The organism is Ramlibacter sp. (assembly GCF_028291745.1).
Lineage (GTDB): Bacteria > Pseudomonadota > Gammaproteobacteria > Burkholderiales > Burkholderiaceae_C > Ramlibacter.
In genome coordinates, this window is record NZ_JAQGNQ010000053.1 from 44922 (window position 1) to 66247 (window position 21326).

The window sequence follows — 21326 nt, forward strand, 5'->3', positions numbered from 1 at the left end:
CGGGAAGTCGAGCCATGAACGACGTATCGGTGTTCCGGTCCGCAAGCACGGGTGAGGACACTGCCGAGAGCGACCTCGACGACATGGCGAAGAACTCGTCCGGCGCGGTACATTTCCGGGCACAACACAGGAGCTCACCATGCCCAAGGGCGAACAACGCAGCAACAAATTGCAGAAAAAGCCGAAGAAGGACAACTCCCCGCCGAAGGAGGGGACCTCGGACCGGCCGATGCCACCAATGACCACCGTCATTCCCAAGGGCAAGATCAAGAAGCCCTGAGCCGGCTCGAGCGTGGATTGCGGGTCAAGGCCCGCAATGACATGGCAGGGTAGCGCCGTGCAAGACGCGCCCTGAAGGATGTCATCCCGGACCTGACCCGGGATCCGTCGCAGCCCTGCTTACGCCCGCGTCGCCTGCAGGTACCGCTGCCGGACCGGCCGCAGCACGAAGTACGCAAGCACCGCCGTCAGCAGGTCCATGCAGATCACCAGCGCGAACACGGGGATCCAGCTGCCGGTCGCGTCGTGCAGCAGCGAGGCGAGCGGGCCGCCCAGCACCGAGCCCACGCCCTGCGCCATGTAGAGGAAGCCGTAGTTGGTGGTGCCGTGCTCGGTGCCGAAGGTGTCGGTCAGCGTGGACGGGAACAGCGAGAAGATCTCGCCCCAGCCGAAGAACACCACCCCGGACAGCAGCACGAACAGCAGCGCGTTGTCGCGCGTCAGCAGCCACAGCGTCATCGCGATGCCTTCGAGGCCGAACGCCAGCGCCATCGTCTGTTCGCGTCCGAGCCGGTCGGACACCCAGCCGAAGAAGGGCCGCGTCAGGCCGTTGGTGAAGCGATCGATGGTCAGCGCGAGCGGCAGGGCCGCCATGCCCATCACCACGATCGACGACACGCCGAAGTCCTTGGCGAAGGTGCCCATCTGCGAGATCACCATGAGGCCTGAGGTGGACATCATGGTCATCATCAAGAACATCAGCCAGAACAGCGGCGTGCGCAGCATCTCCTTCGGCGTCGCACCCTTGCGCCCAGCCAGGGGAGCCCGCGCAGGCGGGATCCAGCCGGCGGGCGGGCGCTTGAGCACCAGGGCGGCAGCCACACCGACCGCCGCCATTGCGAGGCCGAAGGTCTGCAGGGTGTGCTGGTATCCCACGGATGCGAGCTGCGTCGCGATCGGCACGGTGGTGACGATCGCCCCCATGCCATAGCCCGCTGCCACCATGCCGGTGGCGAAGCCGCGCTTGTCCGGGAACCACTGCACCATCAGGCCCACGACGCCGACATAGATGATGCCGGTGCCCACGCCTCCGAGCAGTCCGTAGGTGAGATACAGCCCCAGCACCGAATGGACGCCCGCCGCGAAGTACCAGCTCGCGCCCGTGAGCAGCGCGCCGACCGACAGCAGCAGGCGCGGCCCGAAGCGTTCGACCAGAAAGCCCTGGAACGGCGACAGGAAGGTCTGCAGCACGATCAGGATCGAGAAGGTCACCTGGAGCTGCGCCATCGTGGTGCGCAGTTCACCGACTAGGGGCTTGGTGAACAGCGTCCAGACGTATTGCGGGCTCGAGACGGCCATCATGCAGACCAGCCCCGCCGCGAGCTGTATCCAGCGGCTGCTCTTCGCCTGCACCACGGGCAGGCTGTCCGACATGTCCAAAACGGGATTGCTCATCGCGTCGCTGCCTTTCGGTGGGGGTGCCAGATGGGCTGCGCGAATGCAATGCCTATGCCAGCACGATGCACCAAAGATGCCCGCATTCCGGTTCTGCGTCCACCTCCAACCGTGCGATGTGCCGGGGCGGCGATCAGTGGCGCTGGATCGAGCAGTAGATCGCGAGATCGCCCGCGCGGCGCACGTAGCCGCTCTTGGTCGAGACGGCGCCGGTGACCGGGTGCGACCACTGGTAATCGACCCAGCCCTCGCCCCGCTCGCGCGCCAGGCGCGCCATCTCGCGCGTGAAGTACTTGCCCTTGAGGTCGCGCACCTCCGGCCCGGTGCCCACGCGACCCGGGTTGTTGCCGTGCGCGAGGAACATGCCGTCCTCCAGGCGCAGCGCCATCAGGTACAGGTCGCGATCGATGAAGCGGCCGAAGTCCAGCCGGTTGATCTCGTCGAGCAGCGCGGCGCGGCCATGCGCGCGCAGGAAGCTGCAACCGCTGTCGACCAGGGCCACGGCCTCCTGCGCGCCGGCGTGCTCGCGCTCGCCGAGGCGGAAGGTCTCCAGCGCCGTCCACAGGCTCCCGGCGCGCTCCTGCAGGGCGGCCACCGTGCGCTCGCCCGCCTTCACCAGCGCCGCGTTTTCCTGCGTGGTGCCGTCGATGCGCGCCACCGCCTGGTTGATGGTCTCGATGCCGCTGCTCTGCTCCTGGCTGGCCGCACTGATTTCACCCATCAACTTGGCGACCTGGCGGACGGATTCGACGATTTCGGCCATCGCCCGGCCCGCCTCGTTCACGCGCGTGCCGCCGCCCTCGACCTGCTGCACCGAAGCACCGATCAGCCCCTTGATCTCCCGCGCGGCCTGCGCGCAGCGCTGCGCCAGCGCGCGCACTTCGCCGGCCACGACCGCGAAGCCGCGGCCCTGTTCGCCGGCCCGTGCCGCCTCCACCGCCGCGTTCAGGGCGAGGATGTTGGTCTGGAAGGCGATGCCGTCGATCACGCCGATGATGTCGCGGATGTCGTGCGAGCTGGCACGGATCGAATCCATGGTCTCGACCACGCCGCGCATCAGCTCGCCGCCCTGCTCCGCGCGCGTACTGGCGGCACGCATCAGCGCATGCGCCTCCTGCGCGGTGGCGGCCGTGTGGCGGACCGCGGCGGTGAGCTGCTCCAGCGAAGCGGCAGTCTCCTGCAGCGACTCCGCCTGGGTCTCGGTGCGCGAGGCGAGCGCGTCGTTGTCGCGCTGCACCTGGGCCGCGTTCATGGCGACGTTCACCGTGCCGGTGCGCACCTGGCTGACGATGCCGAACCACTGGTCGCGCACGTGGTGCAGGCCTTGCAGCAAGGGCCGCAGTTCGCCGCCCGCCTCGATGTCGATGGCGGTATCGAGCTGGCCGCTGCCGATGCCGCTCACGGCCGCAGTCGCCGGCCGCAGGCCCCTCACCAGTCCGCGCTGCAGCCAGACGCCGGCGGCGAGGGTCATGGCGATCGACAGTGATCCCGCGGCGAGCGCGAAAGTCGCTGCCGCACCGTGCATCTGCGGTGCAGCCGTCGCGAGCACCGCGGCTTGCAAGGCCGCCAACGTTGCCACCGCCAGCCGCAAGCGCAGGCCGAGGGAGCTGCTGCGGGCCGGCGGCGCTGCGCGCGCTTTCGCGGCAGCCTCGGACAGGAGCGGGACGGCAAGGCTACTGACGGTCATGGTGGTTCGTGGTGCAAGAAGCAGGCTAGCTCGGCTGTAACCAGACGTATGCATTCTGCTGGCGCACCGCGCGGCCGTCCACAGCTGCGGGTGTGACGGGCGGCCGACCGTCCGAATGGCGGGGGTGGATGTCGGCGATTGGCGACAGGGCTGTCCGCCCAATGTGAATTCTGGGTTGACCCACAATGCAGCGCGGCGTATTGAATCGGCGCCGCGTCAGTCCCGGGTCAGGCGCCCGACGACGTCCAACAATGAAAAAGGGTCGCGGCAGCGACCCTTTTCCTGATCCCGCGCAGCGGCTCAGGCGGCCTTGGCCGGCGCGTGCACGCCGATGCGATCGAGCGCGTCGGCAAGTTGCTTGACGGTGCGGTCCACGTTGTGCCACTTGTCCAGGCCGAACAGGCCCAGGCGGAAGCTCTTGAAGTCGCTGCCTTCGTCGCACTGCAGCGGCACGCCGGCGGCGGTCTGCAGGCCCTCGTCGAGGAACTTCTTGCCGCTGTGGATGCCGGGGTCCGTGGTGTAGCTCACGACCACGCCGGGCGCCTTGTAGCCCTCGGCGGCGACACTGGGGAAGCCGCGGCTTTCGAACAGCGCGCGCACCTTGCGGCCCAGGTCTTCCTGTTCCGCCCTGACCTTGGAGAAGCCGTAGGCCTGGGTTTCCTTCATGGTCGCGCGCAGGCGGGTGAGCGCATCGGTGGGCATGGTGGCGTGGTACATGTGCGCGCCGCCCTCATAGGCTTCCATGATCTGCAGCCACTTCTTCAGGTCGATGCTGAAGCTGCTGCTGGTGGTGCCATCGATCGCCTTGCGCGCGCGCTCGCTCAGGCACACCATCGCGCAGCACGGCGAGCTGCTCCAGCCCTTTTGTGGTGCGGAGATCAGTACGTCGACGCCGACCGCCTTCATGTCCACCCACATCGCGCCGCTGGCAATGCAATCGAGCACGAACAGGCCGCCGGCCTCGTGCACCGCATCGGCCACCGCCCGCATGTAGTCGTCCGGCAGGATGATGCCGGCCGCGGTTTCCACGTGCGGCGCGAACACCACCGCCGGCTTCTTCTCGCGGATCGTCGCGGTCACTTCCGCGATCGGTGCCGGCGCCCACGCAGCGGTCGGACCGCCGCCCTGGCGGCGCGCCTTCAGCACGGTTTCGGAGGCGGCGATCTTCCCGGCCTCGAGGATCTGCGTCCAGCGATAGCTGAACCAGCCGTTGCGCAGCACGAGGACGTCCTTGCCACCGGCGAACTGGCGCGCCACCGCCTCCATGCCGAAGGTGCCGCTGCCCGGAACCAGCGCCGTGGAGTGCGCCTTGTAGACGTCCTTCAGGATCGCCGAGATGTCACGCATCACGCCCTGGAAGCTGTTCGACATGTGATTGAGGGCGCGGTCCGTGTACACCACGGAGAATTCGAGCAGGCCTTCGGGGTCGACGTTGGGCAGCAGTCCGGGCATGGTTTGTCTCTTGTGATTGGCGGAAAGCTGGCAGCTTAGCACCCCCGCCCGACCCCCTTGCGCTGCGGGATTTACCGCGCGCCCACCGCCCTCGGGCCGCCCTGTTTCAGCACTTGAGTTCGCGATAACGCTTGCGGGAAAGCACGAGCGGCATCTCGTCCTGCAGGGTCGCCGCCTCGCCGCGGGTCTTGAGCATCGCTTGCTGCTGGCGCAGGCCGGCGTCGAGCGCGCTGCATTCCTTCTTCACCTCGGCAGGCAGCGGCGCGCGGCGCGCGATCTTGGCGCGATCCTGTGGCGGGGGCCTGGCTTTGTCCGCGTGGTGCGGCGCCGCGGCGCCGACCTGGCGAGCGCCGGAACAGAGCCGGTCGCTGTAAGTGACCCGCCCCGGCGCGCCGCACCGGTATGTCACCTGCGCATCCGCCTGCACAGCGCCGGCCAGCAGCCAGCCGGCTGCAAGAATCGTGAATCCCCAACGCATCGTTTCGTCCTCTACTGCCTATGCGGCAATGCTAGAGGCAGGCACGGCCAGCGCTGCTACCAGAGGTTTCGCCGATGTGCCGGCACAACGGGGATCAGCCCCGGGCGCCGATCACCCGTCGCGAATGCACCACGAGATCGCCGGCACTTGCTCGACACTGTCGAGTTGCGAGGGTCTCCGGACTTCGTCACGTGCCCTGCGATGAAAGCGCCCTTGCGAGTCGACAAACCGGCCTTGGCCGTTGCCAAATGGGCGCAGGTGTCGAGCATGCGGGCTTTTTCCGCAGGCTGCGCATCCTCGAATCTGCAGAGAACCTTGTGAGGCCGGAGACACTCCGGACCCGGACGAATGGCTTCTATTACAAATAGAAACGGTTGGGGGCGTGGCGCGGATGCCGCAATTTTCCTGGATTTTCAGGCCACTGCACCTGCGGTTCAGGGGCTGGGACGCGGGGGGCTGTTGCAACTTGTAATGCTCTGCCATACTAGGCACAAGCCCTAAGACATGACTTCGCTTTCCCGTACCACCTGCCACGCCCTGCACGAAATGTCCCTCGCCGAACGCGAGGCATTGGCCCGTGAGCTCTACACGGTTCATGAGCAGATTTTCACCGGCTTGGACTTCCAAGGCTTCCGCCAGTACGTGATCGACCGGCCGTCGTGGCGCACGTGGGTGTACGTGCGCCACAACCCTGCCGGCAAGCTGGTGGGCTACACGGCCATCCATGCTTTCCTGCGCTCGCTGCAAGGCAAGGCAGCGACCATCGTGCGCATGGAGGCCGGCACGCTGCGCGAAGCGCGCGGTCGTGACGTGACCATGGTGTACGGCCTGCTGCGCCTGATGCGCATGTGGCTGCGCTATCCGCTGCGCCGCGTCTACATGTTCGCCGCGCTCACGCACCCGAGCAGCTACACCTTCCTCGCGCGCTACGTGCCTGGCATCTGGCCCCATGCGGAGCGCCACCCGGTGCCGACCAAGGTCATGGCGCAGATGGAGGAGCTGGCCGAAGCTTTCCACCTCGATCGCGTGCATGGCGACAACCCGCTCGTGCGCCAGGTGAACTGGGTGACGATCGAGTCGGACGAGGAACGCGCCCGCTGGCAGAACAGCGAGCGCATCGACACCCGCTTCTACATCGCGCAGAACCCGGGCTACGGCGAAGGGCACGGCCTCGTCTCGCTGTTGCCGCTGACGATGACGGCGCTGAGCCGCGCGCTGGCCCGCTTCCTCACGCTGCGCGCGACCCGCCTGGCGCGGCTGACCCTGGGCGCCGACCAGCGCAAGCGCACGCCGGTCAACCCCGCGCGCCCGCAGGCGGTCCGCGTCAACGCCGTGCCGGGGAACGACGCGCCCACCATGCCGCAACAGCTCTGAACCGCCCGGTCCGCGGCCTCAGGCCGGGGGCAGCGTGAAGCAGAAGGTGGCGCCCTCGCCCACGCGCGAGTGCGCCCACACCTGCCCGCCCTGGCGCGAGATCGCGCGAGCGACCGTCGCCAGGCCGATGCCGGTGCCCGGGTACTCGTCGCTGCCGTGCAGCCGCTGGAAGGTGCCGAACAGGCGGTCGGCATAGGCCATGTCGAAGCCGCAGCCGTTGTCGCGCACGAAGTACTCGCCGCGATCGCGCATGCCGCCCACCACGATCTCCGCTGCCGGTTGCCGCGACGTGAACTTCCAGGCGTTGCCGATCAGGTTCTCCAGCACCGAGCGCATCAGGCGCGCATCGGCCATGACCGCCAGGCCCGGCTCCACGCGCCAGCCCACGCGCCGCTGCGGCTGCTCCGACTGCAGCCGCAGCAGGATCTCGCTGGCCAGTTCGCTCAGGTTCACCACCGCGCGGATGACCTCCAGCTCCGACACGTGCGCCAGGGCCAGAAGGCCTTCGATCAGCTCCGACATGCTGGCGGCGTTCGCCTGGATCCGCTGCAGGTAGTGATGCGCGCGCCCCTCCGGCAGCGGCGCGAGCTCCTGCTCCAGCAAGCGGGCATAGGAGGAGACGCGCTGCAGCGGCGACTGCAGGTCGTGCGACACCGAGTACGAGAAGGACTCGAGCTGCCTGTTGGCCAGGCGCAGCGCCTCCTGGTTGGCCACGAGGTCGGTGATGTCCGTGTCCACGCCCACCCAGAACAGGATGTCCCCCTGTTCGCCGCGCACCGGCAGCGCGCGATAGCTGGTGGTGTGATAGCTGCCGTCGCACGCGCGGATGCGGCGGGTACCCGAATACGGCTCGCCGGTCGGCGCTGAGCGCAGCCAGTTCTCCTGCACGGGCTGGACGTCGTCGGGGTGCAGCAGCTTCAGCCAGCCATAGCCCAGCCAGTCGGGCGGTGCGCCGCCCACCAGCTCGTACCACGCGCGGCTGAGGAAAGTGGTCTGTCCCCGCGGGTCGACCGTCCAGAAAGGCAGCGGCGCCTGTTCCGCGAGCGTGCGAAACAGCGCCTCCTGGCGGGTGAGCTGGCTGGTGCGGTCGGCGATGCGCTCCTCCAGGCTCGCGTTGAGCCGGCGGATCTCCTCCATCATCAGCACCCGCAGCGTGATGTCCTGCTGCGCGCCCTCGATCGCGACGATGCGCCCTTCGTCGTCATGCACCGGTTCGCCCACCGAACGCACCCACATCTGGCGGCCGCTGCCGGTCTGGAGTTCGGCTTCGATGTCGAAGGGCAGCCCCTTCTCCACGCAGTTGTTCAGGCCGTCGACCGCCTTGGGCAGCGAGTGCGGCTTCACCATGGCGAGCAGCTCCTGCACCGTGGGCTCGGCACCCGGCGGCAGGTCGAGGACGGCCGCCGCTTGCTCGGACAGCAGCACTCGCTGGCTGGCGAGGTCGGCCCGCCAGTGGCCCATGCGCGTGAGCCGGCCGGCCACGCGCAGCCGCTCCGCCTGTTCGCGCAACTGCTCCTGCGCCCGCTTCAAGGCATCGATGTCGGTCGCGCTGCCGAACCATTGAATGGCCGGACTGTCCTCTTCCCGCACGGGCGCGGCCCGCAGCAGTTGCCAGCGGTACTGGCCATCGCGATAACGCAGCCGGTGTTCGAACTGCAGTTCCCGGCCGGAGGCGACCATCTCCGCCAGCCGCCTGACCATCTCCTGCCGGTCCGCCGGATGCACGAGCTCCTGCCAGCGGTTGCCCAGTGCCCGCTCCATCGGCTCGCCGGTCACTTCCATCCAGCGTCGGCTGACGAATTGCACCGCGCCGCGCTCGTCGGCCGTGAAGACGATCTGCGGCATGGCCTGCGCGAGCTGCTGGAAGCGCTGCTCGGTGCGTTCGCGGCTGCGCGCCTGTCGTCGCAACTGGCCGGTCAGGACGATCGCAACCAGAACGGCGACCGCCCAGACCATGGTGCTCAGGGTGGCAAAACGGCGCCAGGGCAGCAGCATCGCCTCGTAGCTCGAACCGACCGAGACCACGAGATCGGGATAGGTCGGCAGCGTTCGGTAAGAGACGACGCGCAGGACGCCGTCGATGCTGCTTTCGCGGATATACGTGCCCTCCGGTGCGTGCAGCAGGTACTGGGTGAACAGCGGGGTGTGCGACAGGTCGCGGCCGGTGAGGCCGGCGTCGGCGGGACTGCGGGCCAGGATCTGGCCATTGCGGTGGTACAGCACGATCGCGCCGTTCGCGCCCAGGTCGATGCCGCGCCACAACTGCTCGAAGTACGGCGGCTCGACGGCCGCTGCCAGCACCGCCCGCAAGCTGCCGTCCGCGTTGCGGATGGGGCGGGCGACCACCATGGTCCAGCCGCCGGTGGTCCGGCTGCGCACGACCGGGCCGATGAAGAACTCGGTGGCCGGCGCCCGCTGGTAAGCCTGGAAGTAGCCGCGGTCGGCCACGGAACGGCCCAGGCTCTGGTCCTCGCTGTCCAGCACGACCTGACCCTGCGAATCGACCACCCACAGCGCGCGCAGGAAAGGCAGGTCCTTCAGTTGCGCAAGCAACATGGGCTGCGCGCTGGCCTGCGACAGCATGCCGGTCTGGCGCAGCATCTCAACCTTCACCACGGCCAGCTGCAGCGTCTGGTCGACCGACTGGATCGTGCGCGCCGTCTGCTCGGAAATCACGCGCGAGAGGGAATCCGTCAGCTCCTCGCCCGACCGCAAGGCCGCCTCGCGCTGGTAGAGGAGGGCAAACAGCAGCAAGGCTCCGGTCAACAGTGCGAGCGCAAGCACGGCCGCCGCATCTCTCAAGCTTCTCCTCATGGGTGGCATTGTGCGCTGCGACGCTCGTCCGGCAAGCACACGGGCTCCCCGCTGACAGGGCGGGCCGGGACGGTCCCCGGAAACTGCTGGTATCACCAGGAGGATTCCCATGAGCCAGCACGCGATATTCCGCGGCGAAGTGTGCTTCCGCGCCGGTGACGGCGTGCTGATGCCCGTACCCGACGGCGAGGTCGACGTCGAGCTCGCCGACGACAGCGTCACCCTGTCCTGGCGCGATGGCGAAGGCAATGCCAGCAGTGCGGCGATCACCCGCGACGAGTTCGAGCGCTACCAGCGCGAGGGCAAGATCCGCCTGCTCGATCACTAAGGGAGCCACCTCATGGCCGCGCGCCTGCCTCTCGAGCTGATCCTGCTGGCCCTCGCCTGGGCCGCTACGCTGGCCGTGCGGCCCTGGCGCCTGCTGCGTTCCGGCGCGGGGCCCTCGGCCCTGGCCACCCCGCTGCTGGCGGCGGTGACCATCCTGCCGTTCCTGTGGGCCTGGCCCGGCTGGTCGGCCCTGCCGCTCGCGCTACGCTGGTCGGGCGCACCGCTGGCGGTACTGACGCTGGGCTGGCCGCTCGCCGTGCCGGTGCTCACGTTCGCCGGGCTGAGCACCATGCTCACCACGGGCGCCGATCTCGCGCAGGCGCTGTCGACCCTGGTGTGGGCCGGGCTGTTGCCGGCCACCCTGGTGCTGGTGCTGGGACATGCCGTGCGCAAGGGGCTCGGGCCGCATCCGGTCGCGTACCTGTTCGGGCGTGCCTTCTTCGTGCCGATGCTCTCGCTCGCCGCGTGTGGCTTCATGGCCGCGGCGATGGGCCCAGGGCTGAACGGCCCGACGGCGCAGTTGCAGCACATGGCGATCGCCCTGCTGGCGATGGGTGAGGCCTCGTGGAGCTGTGCCATCGTCAGCCTGCTGGTGGCGTACCGGCCGCAGTGGCTCGCGACCTGGTCCGGCAGCATGCAATTCAGGCGGCCTGCGCGCGTGCGTGCGGTCACGCGGCGGCGCTGAACCCGCAGTGTCCGGCGCGGTGTGCGGCAACGCGAGAGATGCTATCGTCGGCCGCATGCTGTACTCCCGACGAGTTGCCATCGCCGCTTCCCTGTGGGCGCTCGCGCTGCTGCCGCTGGGCGCGCAAGCGGCGTCGCCCTCTCCCGAACCCGTCTCGCTCAGCCACGCGCCCGCCCCCGTCGGCGGACTGTGGTGCGGTGCGGGGCTGCTGACCGGCTTCACGCTGGACATCGCGCAGCAGTCGCGGCAGATCGATGCCCGCCTGATCCGCAAGGGCCGGGTGCGCGAGATCACCGGCCACATGGAAGGCGCGATGCTGCGCACCGACCCGCAGCGTGACCAGACGATGGAACTGATCGCGGCCGGCAACGAGCTGCGCATCGTCGACGCCACCGGCAAGCTGGCGCTGACCAAGGGCCAGTTCTTCACCCGCGCCGCCGGCGGCAGCTGCAGCAATTGATCCCGCCCGCCTGGCTGTGGGTGCCCATCGTGCTGTGGGCATCCCTGGCGCAGACGGCGCGCAATGCGGCGCAGCGCTCGCTGGTCGCGCAGGCCGGCACCCTGGGCGCCACCCTCGCCCGCTTCCTGTACGGGATCCCCTTCGCTGCCGTCTGGGTCGTGCTGCTGCACGCCTGGCCGGGATCGACCGCGCCGCTGCCGCAGTTCCACCCGGCCTATTTCGCCTGGTTGATCCTCGGCGCCTTTGGACAGCTCGCGGCCACCGCGTTCCTGCTGGCGGCGATGAAGCAACGCAACTTCGTGATCGGCGTTGCGTATTCGAAAACGGATGCCTTGCAGGTCGCGCTGTTCGGATCGCTGTTCCTGCGTGAACTCCCGGGCGGCCCCACGCTGGTGGCGATCGGCCTCGCGACCGCTGGCGTCGTGCTGCTTTCGCTGCCGCAAAAACGGGTCGCGCTGCAGGGTCGCGCCTGGACTTCGGCGGCCGCGTGGTACGGCCTGGCTTCCGGCGCCGGCTTCGCACTTTCGGCCGTGGGCTACCGCGGCGCCGCGCTGCAACTGCCGGAGAGCTCCGCCTGGATGTCCGGTGCGTGGGGCGTGCTGCTCGCGCAAGGCATCCAGACCGTGCTGCTCGGAGGCTGGCTGGCGTGGCGCGCCCCCGCTGCACTGCGCGCCACGGTTTCCGCCTGGCGCATCTCCACCGTCGCCGGGGCCGCCGGGGCGCTGGCCTCCATCGGCTGGTTCACCGCCTTCGCCCTCACCACCGCCGCGAACGTGCGCACGCTCGGGATGGTGGAAGTCGTGTTCAGTTATCTCGTGTCGCGCCGGTTGTTGCGCGAGCGCCTGGCGGCGACGGAGCAAGGCGGCCTCGCGCTGGTCGTGGTCGGACTGCTGGCGCTCGGACTGCAGCTCTGAGCCCCACGGGCGATGGCGTCCTACAGGGGCGCGCACGCGGTCGCGCGAGATTGAAGGTCCGCAAGAAGGACCGACCATGGCAGACCACGACGACAGCACTCGCACGCCCGTGCGGCCCCAGCCCTTCACGCTCTATGCGGCCGGCGGCCGCGTCTACGCGAGCAACAGCGACCAGAAGGTGATCGATCTCGGCGAGCTGGCGCGCGACGACTCGGGAGCCTTCGCGTGGCTGCTCGATGGCAACCAGCAGCGCGGCAGCGGCTTCACCGAGGAAGCGGCGCTCGGCGACCTCGCACAACGACTGCGCTTCCTCTGGCTTGATGGCCAGTTCACCGCCCTGGCGGATGCGCGCGCCGGCGTCAATCTCGAAGGCGCGACCCGGCTGGACATCGTGCTCGATGAACTGGAGCCGGGCGAGCGGATGTACGACGCGACGGTGTAGCGGACTGGGCGCAGTGCAGGGCGCGTTGCCTGTCGCCAGAGTGCGCGCACCATGGTGGCACAGTGCCCTTGCCGCCTGTTCGTGAAATGCGGCCGCGCGATCCGGGGTTCCTACATGAAAGCAGCATGGACACGCACGAGCCTTGACGCTACAAGGACAGAACATGGCAGGACGGCCTCACGCCGCGCGCGTGCGACCTCCAACGAGTGAGCACGAATCATGTCTTTCGGCACGCTGCTGTACCGCTATTTCTTCTTCGGCTGGCTGTTCAAGGACGTGAACGCCGGCAACCTGCTGGAGCGCGCGGCGGCCTGGCGTCACAACCGTGACCAGGCGCGCTGGTTGCCCACCTACATGCGCCGCTGGCTGTGGTGCGCCGGCTTCTTCTACGCGCTGGGCCTGGCGGTCGAATCGCTGCTGCACGCGCCGGGGCTCTCGGTGTTTTTCTACGTGCCCTGTGCGCTGGCCGTGCCGGTCAACGCGGTGATCGGCGCTGCCTGGGTTGGCTTGCGGGTCGCGCCCTTGCACTGACGGCTCACTCGGGCGGGCGCTCGCCCGCCGTGCCCATGCCCAGCCCCGCGGTGATCTTGCGGGTGTGCTCCACGACGTGTTCCAGGAAGGCCCGCGTGCGCGCCGGCATGTACTTGCGACTGGGCAGCGCCGCGACCAGACTGAGCCGGTTGGTGATCCACGGCGCCAGCACCCGTTTGAGCAGCCCACCATTGAGCATGGGGGCGATCAGGCCGGCCGGGAAGCTGCTGAGGCCACCGCCCGTGAGCGTCGCGCGCAGCAGGGTGTCGATGTGGTTGGCGGTGACCGTGGACGGCACTTCCACGTCCAGCGTGCGGTCGCCGTCGGTGGGGTCGATCAGCCGCATGGCGCGCAGCCGCACGCCGGAGGGGCGCAGGCGCAGGAAGCGGTGCTCGCGCAGTTGCTCGGGAACGGTTGGCTCGCCATGGCGCGCCAGATAGGCGGGTGAGGCACAGAGCATCCCGTGGCTGTCGACGATGGTGCGCCGGATCGCGGTCGAGACGATCGGCACCGAGTCCGTCAGGAACGTGATGTCGTGGTCCTCCAGATCGGGGTCGATGACCTCGTGCACGTGCAAGTCCAGTTGCACGCCGGGATACAGCGACTGGAACTCGGCGATGACCGGGGCAATGATGTGCGTCGCGATCATGGGCATGGCCAGGACGCGCACCGTGCCGCTCATCTCTCGGCTGTGCGCGTGCGCGAGGGCATCGGCCTCGTCGATGTCGCCCAGGATCACGCGCAGCCGGCCGAGGTAGACCTCGCCGGCGGGGGTCAGTGCCAGCCGGCGGGTGGTCCGCTGCAGCAGGCGCACGCCGAGGTGCTTCTCCAGGTCGCCCACCAGCCGCGTGACTGCCGCCGGCGTCAGGTCGAGCTTGCGCGCCGCGGCCGCGAAGCCGCCCTCGTCCACCACCTGCTGGAAAACCCTCATCGATTGCAACCGGTCCATCGCGTGTTTCCTTTGGGTTGATTATTGTGGAAAGTGCAATGGTTGTTTGTTCCCGGTGATGTTTTTTGCTTTGATTCAGAGGAATACAGTCTCTCCATCGCAACCGATCAACCACCACCAAGGAAAAGCACCATGAAAGTCTCCGCTCTCGCCATCGCCGCCCTGTCCTTCGCCGCACTGACGGCCCACGCCGACGACGCCGACCCCTCCGGCCAGTTCGCCGCCTCCGTCGGCAGCCAGGCCACGCGCACCCAGGTGCAGGCGCAATACCAGCAGTACCGCAAGCAGGGCGTGAACCCCTGGGCCACGTCGTACAACCCGCTGACCAGCTTCCGGGGCCAGCGCACCCGCGCGGAAGTGACCGCCGAGTACCTGGCCAGCCGCAACACGGTCGATGCCCTCACCCGCGAGGACAGCGGCTCCTCGTATCTCGCCGCCCACAAGGCGCCGGTCGACGCGGGCCGCCAACTGGCCGGCACGCCGGTCAACGCCCAGTAAGTAAAAAACCTGGCGAGCGCCCCGTGCAATGCGGGGCTCCTGGCGCGACCACGGCTGCGCCAAGCGCACCCCACCGACGCCCTGCGACGGTGGGGTGCCTGCGGCAGCCCACCCTACGCGCGCACCGCCGGCAGCGGCACTTCCACGCGTACGCGCGTGCCGCCCGAACCGCCCCGCACTTCGCAATGGCCACCGAGCTGCTCGGCGCGGCTGCGCATGTTGTTCAGGCCGCGACCGAAGGACGAATCCGAGACGCCGGCCGCACCGAGGCCGTCGTCGCGCACTTCGAGCTGCAGCAGCCCGCCCTGCAGCCGCAGGCGCACGTCGACCGCGCTGGCATGCGCATGCTTCACCACGTTGGTCAGGGCCTCCTGCGCGACCCGCAGCAATTGCAGGGTGGCGTGCGGCGACACCGTCAGGGATTCGTCGGGCACGTCGATGTCCCATGAGGGCCGGATGCCGCAGGCCAGCAGCTGCCCACGCCACCGGAACAGGAAGTTGCCCAGCGTGGAGCGGAAGTCCAGCGCCTGGGGACCCTGGGTATCGAGGGCCAGGCGCATCTCGCCGATGCAGCGGCGCAGCGCCTCCGCCACCTCCTGCGGCGTCATGTCGCCGCGCTCGACCCGCGAGAGCGAGACGAACAGCTGCGACCCCAGCCCATCGTGCAGGTCGCGCATCAAGCGCTGGCGTTCCTGTTCGGCGGCGCGTTCGCGTTCGAGCGCGAACACGCGATCGTAGTTGCGCGCGAGCTCCTGTTCGCGCTCGGTCACGCGCGCTTCCAGCGTCTGGTTCAGGTTTTCCAGCGCCTGCAGCGCGCGCACGAAGCGGGCGGTCAGCAGCCCGCCGATCGCGAGCAGCACGAGGTCGGCGGCGAGGTGCAGCAATTGATAGCGCTGCGCGGTCCACGCCGCCAGCGACGCGAGCGGCGGATCGAGCTCCCAGGCGATCATGTAATCGTGCATGCCGGCCAGCGCGGCGATGGCCATCGTCACCGGCAGCGCCGCCGCTTCGATCGTGCGCCGGCGCAGCAGCGACCAGGCGGAGACCGCGACGATGGTGGCGCCGATCGGCAGGAAGCCGCCGATCCACCAGCGGTTCACCAGCGGTTCGGCCGCCGTCCCATGCGCCAGCAGCCAGATCGGCCCGACCAGCCAGTAGGCGAAGATTGCGCGCTCGAAGCGCGGGCGGCGGATCCCGGCAAGCCGCCAGGCCAGCATCGTCATCGCGATGATGAAGCCGCCCGTGGCCGCATGGAAGGCCAGCCGCCACCACAGATAAGCGCCGGCCGGCACCACTTCGACCACGAAGGTCAGCGTGCGGATGCCCCACAGCACGAGGGCCAGGCCGAACAGGCCGTACATGGCCTCGCTGCGCCGGCGCCACCAGATGAACAGCACGCACGCAGCCACCAGCAGGCACACGGCGACCGTGATCGCCGGGGTGACACTGACCCAGAAAAAGCGCGTGTCATACAGCGGACGCAGTTCGGCCTCCGCGCCCACCAGCAGGCGCGGAAAGCGCAAGGACGCGCCCGGTGGCGGCTGGCCAGCGCGCACGAGCAGTTCGTTGGCGCCCGCGCGCAACAGCGCCGCGGGCAGTGCCACCAGGTGCGGCCGCACCCAGCGCACATGCGCCTGCGCGGAGTTCTCCTGGATGCCGGTGAGCGGCGCGCCGTTCAGCCACAGCTGGCCGCCGTCGTACAGGTAAGGAAAGAACACCGCCCACGGAACGCCCTCGTCGGCCTCGGCACGCGAGAAATTGATGCGGTACCAGGTGGCCGTGGGAACGCGCGTGGGCCGCGACTTGCGCCACAGGTCCGGCAGGTCCACCGCAGTCCACGCCGCCTCGCGCGGCGGCGGCAAGAGCGCGGCGTCCGGCAGCATCTGCGCCTGGCGCGGCTCCTGCCATGCCCCCGCGGGCCAGGGCGCGAACAGCGCGGCCAGCAGCAGCGTGCCGGCGGCGACATGACGACGCGCGCTGGCGCCAAGGCGACTCACAACAGCCCCAGTTGCGTGGCCTCGTACACGGCTTCGCCGCGCGAGTGCACCGCCAGCTTGCGATAGATCTTGCGCACGTGGGCCACCACCGTGTGCGGCGAGATGGCCAGGAGCTGGCTGATCGTGTCGAAGCTCAGGCCCTTGGCGGTGAGGCGCAGCAACTCGGTCTCGCGTTCGGTCAGAGGCGATCCAGGGGGTTTGAGCGCGGTCGCGGGCCTCGGCGGCGCGAGCGTGAGCCGGAAGCGTTCAAGGATGCGGCGGGCAATGCCGGGGCTGATGGGAGACCCGCCCGCCCGCAATTCGCGGATGCTGGAGACGATGCTGCCTGGCACCGAGTCCTTCAGCAGGTAGCCGGCGGCGCCCGCCTCGATCGATTCGAGCACGTGCTGGTCGTCGTCAAACATGGTCACGACCAGCACGTCGCACGTGCACTGCCGGCGTGCCGCATGGCGGATGACTTCGACACCGCATGCATCGGGCAGGCCGAGGTCGAGCAGGAGGACGTCGGGGCGCAGGGTCTCCAGCAAGGTCATCGCCTGGCGGGCCGTGCTGGCGCCGCCGACCAGGGCAAGTTCCGGATCGCTGGCGACGGCCTGGCTGAACCGGTGCATGAATTCCGGCTCGTCCTCGACGATCAGGACGGTGGTGGGCATGGCTTCTTTCACGAGCACCCGCGAATTCTGCGCGGCCGGGCAGCGTGCCGCCTCTGCCAATCGGGAGGCCTCCCAAGGCTGCCGGAGTGCACACGGTGCCGGCGCAATGTGTTGGGTGCGGCCAACGCGGGGCTTGGCTCATTTGCATCCGTCTGTAAGATACGGTCCAGTTTCCTGCCGCTGCGCAGGAGGAGCCGCATCAGCCTTCTGGCGGCACAAAACGGGAGCGCCCACCATGGGGATGCTTGATCTATTGCGGGGGAAGAAATCCGAAGCCCCGGCCAAGGCGCGCAGGGCGCGGCCGGACGCGAACAGCACCGGATTCGCGGCCTCGCAACTGAGCGCCGAAAGCCCGGCGGCGGCCACGCACTCCATGCGCAAGGACTTGCTCAAGGTGGTGCTGCGCGAAGTCCTGCTGCGCAATGGCATCCCACAAGCTTGGGTTGCGGCCGACATGCTGCGCACCACCAGCCCGCGGCGCGAGCAGGGCCTGCACGTGCGCTTCCTGGTGCGCCACTGGGAGCCGCGCCTGCTGCCGCACGGACCGGCGCTGGAGCAGGAGTTCGCCCATCGCCTGGTGCTGATGGATCCGCTCGCGACCGAATGGCTCATGGGTTTTTCCTGGCAGTTCGCGCTGGACGACACCGGCCCCTGCCCCGCGCTGCCGGCTCCGGGCACTTGGATCGCCGCACCGATCAACCGCGACTGGGCGACCGCGCACGAGACCAAGCCGGGCGACATCATCGAAGGCCCGGTCGTGATCCCGAGGCCGGCCGAGGAAGTGCGCGCCGATCTCGCGCGGCTGATGGCGCTGCGCGATGCCGACCTGAAGCAGCATGCGATGGCCGGCGAGCAGTTCGCGGCGACTCGCCCGGCCAGCCTCTAGTCTTCCCGTGCCGCCCCTGTCGGCACCTCGTGGTGTCCTGCGCGTCTTCACGACGCGGATCGCGCTGCTCCTCGCGTGGCTGTTCGCCAGTGCGGTCGCCGCGGCGCAGCCGCCCCTGCATGCGCACGCCGGCGTATTCGACCTGAGCGGGCCCGACGGCACGACCGCCGCCCACACCTTGCGCGGCGAGTGGGGCTTCGCCTGGGAGCGCTTCCTCGCCCCGACGTCCTCCGAGACCCTGGCCACCACCGCGCCGGTGCCCGCCCCCTGGAACCCGATCACCGCCGACGGCAAGCCGCGCGGCCCCGACGGCTTCGCCAGCTACACGCTGCAGGTGGATTGCCCGGCCGGCAAACAGCTCGCCCTGCTGGTGCCGACCGAACGCACGGCGGTGCGCGTCTACGTCAATGGCCGGCTCGCCGCTTCGCAGGGCGCACCGGGCATGACGCCCGAATCGGCCCGTCCGGCGGTCGGCCGCCGCACCGCGCTGACCGACCCGTTCGCCTGTCCGCTGCACATCGTCGTGCATGTCTCCAACTGGTCGCACCGCGAGGGCGGCATGATCCGCGCGCCGATCGCGGGACCGACCGAGGAACTGGGGTCCACCTACAAGCAGCGGCTGGCGCTGGACACGATCCTGCTGGGCGCCTACCTGGTCCTCAGCATCGCGCCGATCTTCTTCTACTTCGCGCGGCCCCGCGACAAGGCGCCGCTGCTGTTCGGCCTGTTCTGCCTGGCGCAGACCGTCTATGCCGACATGACGGGCGAGCGCCTGCTGCTGCAGATGGGCGGCGGCGAGACGCCGTGGGAGATCTTCCTCAAGCTGCAGTACCTGTCCTGGTACGGGTCGATGGCGCTGTTCGTCCTGCTGGTGCACCAGCTGTTCCAGCGCACCCTGCACCCGCGACTGGTGCGCGGCGCCGTGGGCCTGTGCCTGCTGGCGATGGCGGCCGTCGTGGTGACACCGGCCCGCATCTACAGCCAGTCGATGGTGGGCGGCGAAACGCTGTGCGTGGCGATGGGCCTCTACATCGCCTGGGCGATGGCGCGCGCGCTGCGGCAGCGGCGCAAGGACGCCGGCGTGATCCTGGGCGGCCTCGGCTTCCTGCTGCTGGTGGTGCTGGTCAACCTGCTGGAGTTCTACGCCGAGGCGGCCCAGAGCAGCATCACCGCCTTCGGCCTGCTGGCCTTCGTGCTGTCGCCGGCACTGGTGTTGTTGCGGCGGCTGGCGCGCATGCTCAGCGCCGAGGAGCAGCGCAGCGCCGAACAGCGCGAGAAGGTGGACCTGCTGGTGCGCGCGACCCATGCCGGCATCCTGGACTGGGACTACACGCGCAACCTCACGCGCTACTCGCCGCGGCTGCTGGAGATCATGGGCTATCCGCCGGAGACCGACACCGACGCCTGGCCGCTGTTCTTCGAGCACATCCACCCGGGCGACCGCGACACGGTGCAAGGCATCTTCATGGCGCAGCTGCGCGACCGCTCGGTGCGCGGCGGCGAGATGAAGCACGAGCCGCACGAGTACCGGCTGGTGCGCGTCGACGGCAGCGCGGTCTGGGTGCATGCGGAGGCGATCAGCCTGCGCGCCGCCGACGGGCGCACGCTGCGCTACATCTGCTCCCTGCTGGATATCACCGACCAGCGCGCCGTGGCCGAGGGCCTGAAGCGGCAGAACGCGGCGCTGGCGGAGAACGCGCAGCTGCGCGAAGACGTGGAGCGGATGTCGCGCCACGATCTGAAGACGCCCCTGAACAGCATCATCGGCGTGGCCCGCCTGCTGCGTGAGGACGCAGGCGTCGCGTTCGAGCACCGCGAGCTGCTGCTGATCGCCGAGCGCGCCGGCTACCGGATGCTGGAGATGGTGAACCTCTCGCTCGATCTCTCGCGCATGGAGCTGGGCACCTACGACTTCCGGCCGCAGGCGGTCAACGTCGTCGACGTGATAGCGCGCGTCGTGCTGGACCTGCAGGGGCTCGCGCAGTCGTCGCAGGTGCAGGTGCGCATGGCCACCGATGGCGGCGCTCCCGTGTACGCGCGGGCCGAGGAACTGCTCTCGTACTCGATCCTTGCCAATCTCGTGAAGAACGCGATCGAGGCGACGCCGGCGGGCGGCGCCGTCACCGTGCGGCTGGAAAACGGCGATCCGCTGCGGGTGCGCGTGCACAACCCCGGCCCGGTGCCGCAGGCAGTGGCGGGCCGCTTCTTCGACAAGTACGTCACCGCCGGCAAGAGCGGCGGCACCGGCCTGGGCACCTATTCGGCACGGCTGATGGCGCGCGTGCAGGAGGGCGACCTCGAGATGCGCACCGGCGACACCGGCACGGTGCTCACGCTGACCCTGCGCGGGCTGGGGCGCGAACCGCTACCGACGGCGCGCGCGCCTTCCGCCGCCGGCCAGGCGGCGCTCGGGGCCGCCGACTTCCGCCCGCGCCGCGTCCTGCTGGTGGACGACGACGAATACAACCGGCTGCTGCTCCTGCGCTACCTGCCCTCGCCGCCGTTCACGGTGGAGAGCGCAGGCAACGGCCAGGCCGCCATCGAAGCCATGAACCGGAACTGGCCCGACATCGTGCTGGCGGACCTGGAGATGCCGGTGATGAACGGGCTGGATCTGGTCGCCTGGATCCGCGAGCGCGAACGCAGGGAAGGCCGCCGGCCCTGCCTGGTGGTGATGATGTCCTCGAACGACGACGAGGCCTCGATCCGGCGCGGCCTCGATGCGGGCAGCAACCGCTACCTGCCCAAGCCCTTCACGCGCGAGGCGCTGCTGGCGCTGCTCTACGAGCTGGATCTGGGTGGGCCGGCGACTTCGCCCGGCCTGCTGGAAGCGACGCAACGCCGGCCGGCCCACGAAGCGGCCGCCAGCGACAGCGCGCCGGTGCGCATCGACCCGGAACTGCGGGGCGAAGTGCCGGCCTTCCTGGAGTCGCGCCGGCAACTGGCGCAGGCGATGGCCCGCGCCCTGGGCGCCGGCGACCGCGTCCACCTGCGCACGCTGGCGCATCGCGCGGCGGGCGGCCTGGCGCTGTTCGGATTCGAGTGGGCGGCATGGCAGTGCCGGCAGATCTCTGCGCAGGCGGCCGAAGGGGAAGCACAGGCGCTCGCGACGGAGATCGAGCGGCTGCTGCGGCACCTGCGCGTGGTGCAGGTGCTCTGAAAACCAGAAGCGGCCGACGGCCGCTCGATCGCTGCGCTGCGGCTCAGCGGCGGCGGTGCTGCGGGGGCGGCCCGCCGGTATTGCGATTGGGCAGGTGGCGGAACATGATGCGCCCCTTGCTCAGGTCATAGGGCGAGAGCTCCAGGCTCACCAGGTCGCCGGCGATGATGCGGATGTGGTTCTTGCGCATCTTGCCGCCGGTATAGGCGACCAGCTCATGGCCGTTGTCCAGGATCACGCGGTAGCGCGAGTCCGGCAGGATCTCGGCCACGCGGCCGTTCATCTCGATCAGTTCTTCCTTCGCCATGCAGGTCCTCTGCCACGGTGGTGCCCCCGCGCTGCGCG

20 protein-coding genes are annotated in these 21326 nt (G+C 69.4%); 11 read left to right on the forward strand and 9 right to left on the reverse strand.

Features of this window, described 5'->3' with window-relative positions; translation table 11 throughout:
* Positions 1-139: 139 nt before the first annotated feature.
* Positions 140-280 carry a hypothetical protein gene (locus JWP60_RS08390; RefSeq protein WP_299789100.1) on the forward strand — a complete coding sequence of 47 codons (141 nt, stop codon included), beginning with the start codon at positions 140-142 and terminating at the stop codon, positions 278-280.
* A 119-nt stretch (positions 281-399) separates the two neighbouring features.
* Here JWP60_RS08390 and oxlT read toward each other — a convergent pair whose 3' ends face one another.
* The 4 genes from oxlT to JWP60_RS08410 all read right to left on the reverse strand — a co-directional run bounded on the left by oxlT (position 400) and on the right by JWP60_RS08410 (position 5291).
* Positions 400-1674 (reverse strand): oxalate/formate MFS antiporter, encoded by a 1275-nt coding sequence (gene oxlT / locus JWP60_RS08395; protein ID WP_299789103.1) that lies wholly within the window; start codon positions 1672-1674, stop codon positions 400-402.
* A 133-nt stretch (positions 1675-1807) separates the two neighbouring features.
* A complete protein-coding gene (locus tag JWP60_RS08400; protein WP_299789106.1) occupies positions 1808-3361 on the reverse strand; it encodes a methyl-accepting chemotaxis protein in 1554 nt (517 codons plus the stop codon).
* Positions 3362-3661: 300 nt separating this feature from the next.
* On the reverse strand, positions 3662-4813 hold the full coding sequence (locus JWP60_RS08405) for an aminotransferase class V-fold PLP-dependent enzyme (protein WP_299789109.1): 1152 nt from the start codon (positions 4811-4813) through the stop codon (positions 3662-3664).
* Positions 4814-4919: 106 nt separating this feature from the next.
* A complete protein-coding gene (locus JWP60_RS08410; protein ID WP_299789111.1) occupies positions 4920-5291 on the reverse strand; it encodes a hypothetical protein in 372 nt (123 codons plus the stop codon).
* Between the two features lie 546 nt (positions 5292-5837).
* Here JWP60_RS08410 and JWP60_RS08415 point away from each other — a divergent pair.
* Positions 5838-6665, forward strand: coding sequence for a hypothetical protein (locus tag JWP60_RS08415; RefSeq protein ID WP_299789114.1), 828 nt, complete (start codon positions 5838-5840; stop codon positions 6663-6665).
* Between the two features lie 18 nt (positions 6666-6683).
* Here the strand turns inward: JWP60_RS08415 and JWP60_RS08420 are convergent, their stop codons facing one another.
* Positions 6684-9479 carry a PAS domain-containing protein gene (locus JWP60_RS08420; protein WP_299789117.1) on the reverse strand — a complete coding sequence of 932 codons (2796 nt, stop codon included), beginning with the start codon at positions 9477-9479 and terminating at the stop codon, positions 6684-6686.
* A 109-nt stretch (positions 9480-9588) separates the two neighbouring features.
* On the opposite strand from JWP60_RS08420, the gene JWP60_RS08425 reads away from it, so the two are divergent.
* The 6 genes from JWP60_RS08425 to JWP60_RS08450 all read left to right on the forward strand — a co-directional run bounded on the left by JWP60_RS08425 (position 9589) and on the right by JWP60_RS08450 (position 12838).
* Entirely contained in the window at positions 9589-9807 is a 219-nt protein-coding gene (locus JWP60_RS08425) for a hypothetical protein (RefSeq protein WP_299789120.1), read from the forward strand.
* Positions 9808-9819: 12 nt separating this feature from the next.
* Positions 9820-10491 (forward strand): hypothetical protein, encoded by a 672-nt coding sequence (locus JWP60_RS08430; RefSeq protein WP_299789123.1) that lies wholly within the window; start codon positions 9820-9822, stop codon positions 10489-10491.
* Positions 10492-10546: 55 nt separating this feature from the next.
* Complete coding sequence (locus tag JWP60_RS08435; protein ID WP_299789126.1) at positions 10547-10951, forward strand: hypothetical protein; 405 nt, start codon at positions 10547-10549, stop codon at positions 10949-10951.
* Positions 10948-11865, forward strand: a complete 918-nt coding sequence (locus JWP60_RS08440; protein WP_299789129.1) for an EamA/RhaT family transporter — start codon at positions 10948-10950, stop codon at positions 11863-11865. Before JWP60_RS08435 ends, JWP60_RS08440 begins: the two co-directional genes overlap by 4 nt.
* Positions 11866-11941: 76 nt before the next feature.
* Positions 11942-12307 carry a hypothetical protein gene (locus JWP60_RS08445; protein ID WP_299789132.1) on the forward strand — a complete coding sequence of 122 codons (366 nt, stop codon included), beginning with the start codon at positions 11942-11944 and terminating at the stop codon, positions 12305-12307.
* 219 nt (positions 12308-12526) lie between these two features.
* Positions 12527-12838 carry a hypothetical protein gene (locus JWP60_RS08450; protein WP_299789135.1) on the forward strand — a complete coding sequence of 104 codons (312 nt, stop codon included), beginning with the start codon at positions 12527-12529 and terminating at the stop codon, positions 12836-12838.
* Between the two features lie 4 nt (positions 12839-12842).
* On the opposite strand, the gene JWP60_RS08455 is transcribed toward JWP60_RS08450, so the two are convergent.
* On the reverse strand, positions 12843-13787 hold the full coding sequence (locus tag JWP60_RS08455) for a LysR family transcriptional regulator (protein ID WP_299789138.1): 945 nt from the start codon (positions 13785-13787) through the stop codon (positions 12843-12845).
* Positions 13788-13919: 132 nt separating this feature from the next.
* Between JWP60_RS08455 and JWP60_RS08460 the strand changes: the two genes are divergently transcribed.
* Entirely contained in the window at positions 13920-14285 is a 366-nt protein-coding gene (locus JWP60_RS08460) for a DUF4148 domain-containing protein (RefSeq protein WP_299789141.1), read from the forward strand.
* Between the two features lie 113 nt (positions 14286-14398).
* Here the strand turns inward: JWP60_RS08460 and JWP60_RS08465 are convergent, their stop codons facing one another.
* Both JWP60_RS08465 and JWP60_RS08470 read right to left on the reverse strand, forming a co-directional pair.
* A complete protein-coding gene (locus tag JWP60_RS08465; RefSeq protein WP_299789144.1) occupies positions 14399-16282 on the reverse strand; it encodes an ATP-binding protein in 1884 nt (627 codons plus the stop codon).
* Entirely contained in the window at positions 16279-16935 is a 657-nt protein-coding gene (locus JWP60_RS08470) for a response regulator transcription factor (RefSeq protein WP_299789146.1), read from the reverse strand. Before JWP60_RS08470 ends, JWP60_RS08465 begins: the two co-directional genes overlap by 4 nt.
* 241 nt (positions 16936-17176) lie before the next feature.
* On the opposite strand from JWP60_RS08470, the gene JWP60_RS08475 reads away from it, so the two are divergent.
* Entirely contained in the window at positions 17177-17821 is a 645-nt protein-coding gene (locus JWP60_RS08475; protein ID WP_299789149.1) for a hypothetical protein, read from the forward strand.
* A 7-nt stretch (positions 17822-17828) separates the two neighbouring features.
* Entirely contained in the window at positions 17829-20981 is a 3153-nt protein-coding gene (locus JWP60_RS08480; RefSeq protein WP_299789152.1) for a response regulator, read from the forward strand.
* Between the two features lie 43 nt (positions 20982-21024).
* Here the strand turns inward: JWP60_RS08480 and infA are convergent, their stop codons facing one another.
* Complete coding sequence (gene infA, locus JWP60_RS08485) at positions 21025-21288, reverse strand: translation initiation factor IF-1 (protein WP_187074818.1); 264 nt, start codon at positions 21286-21288, stop codon at positions 21025-21027.
* Between the last annotated feature and the right edge of the window lie 38 nt (positions 21289-21326).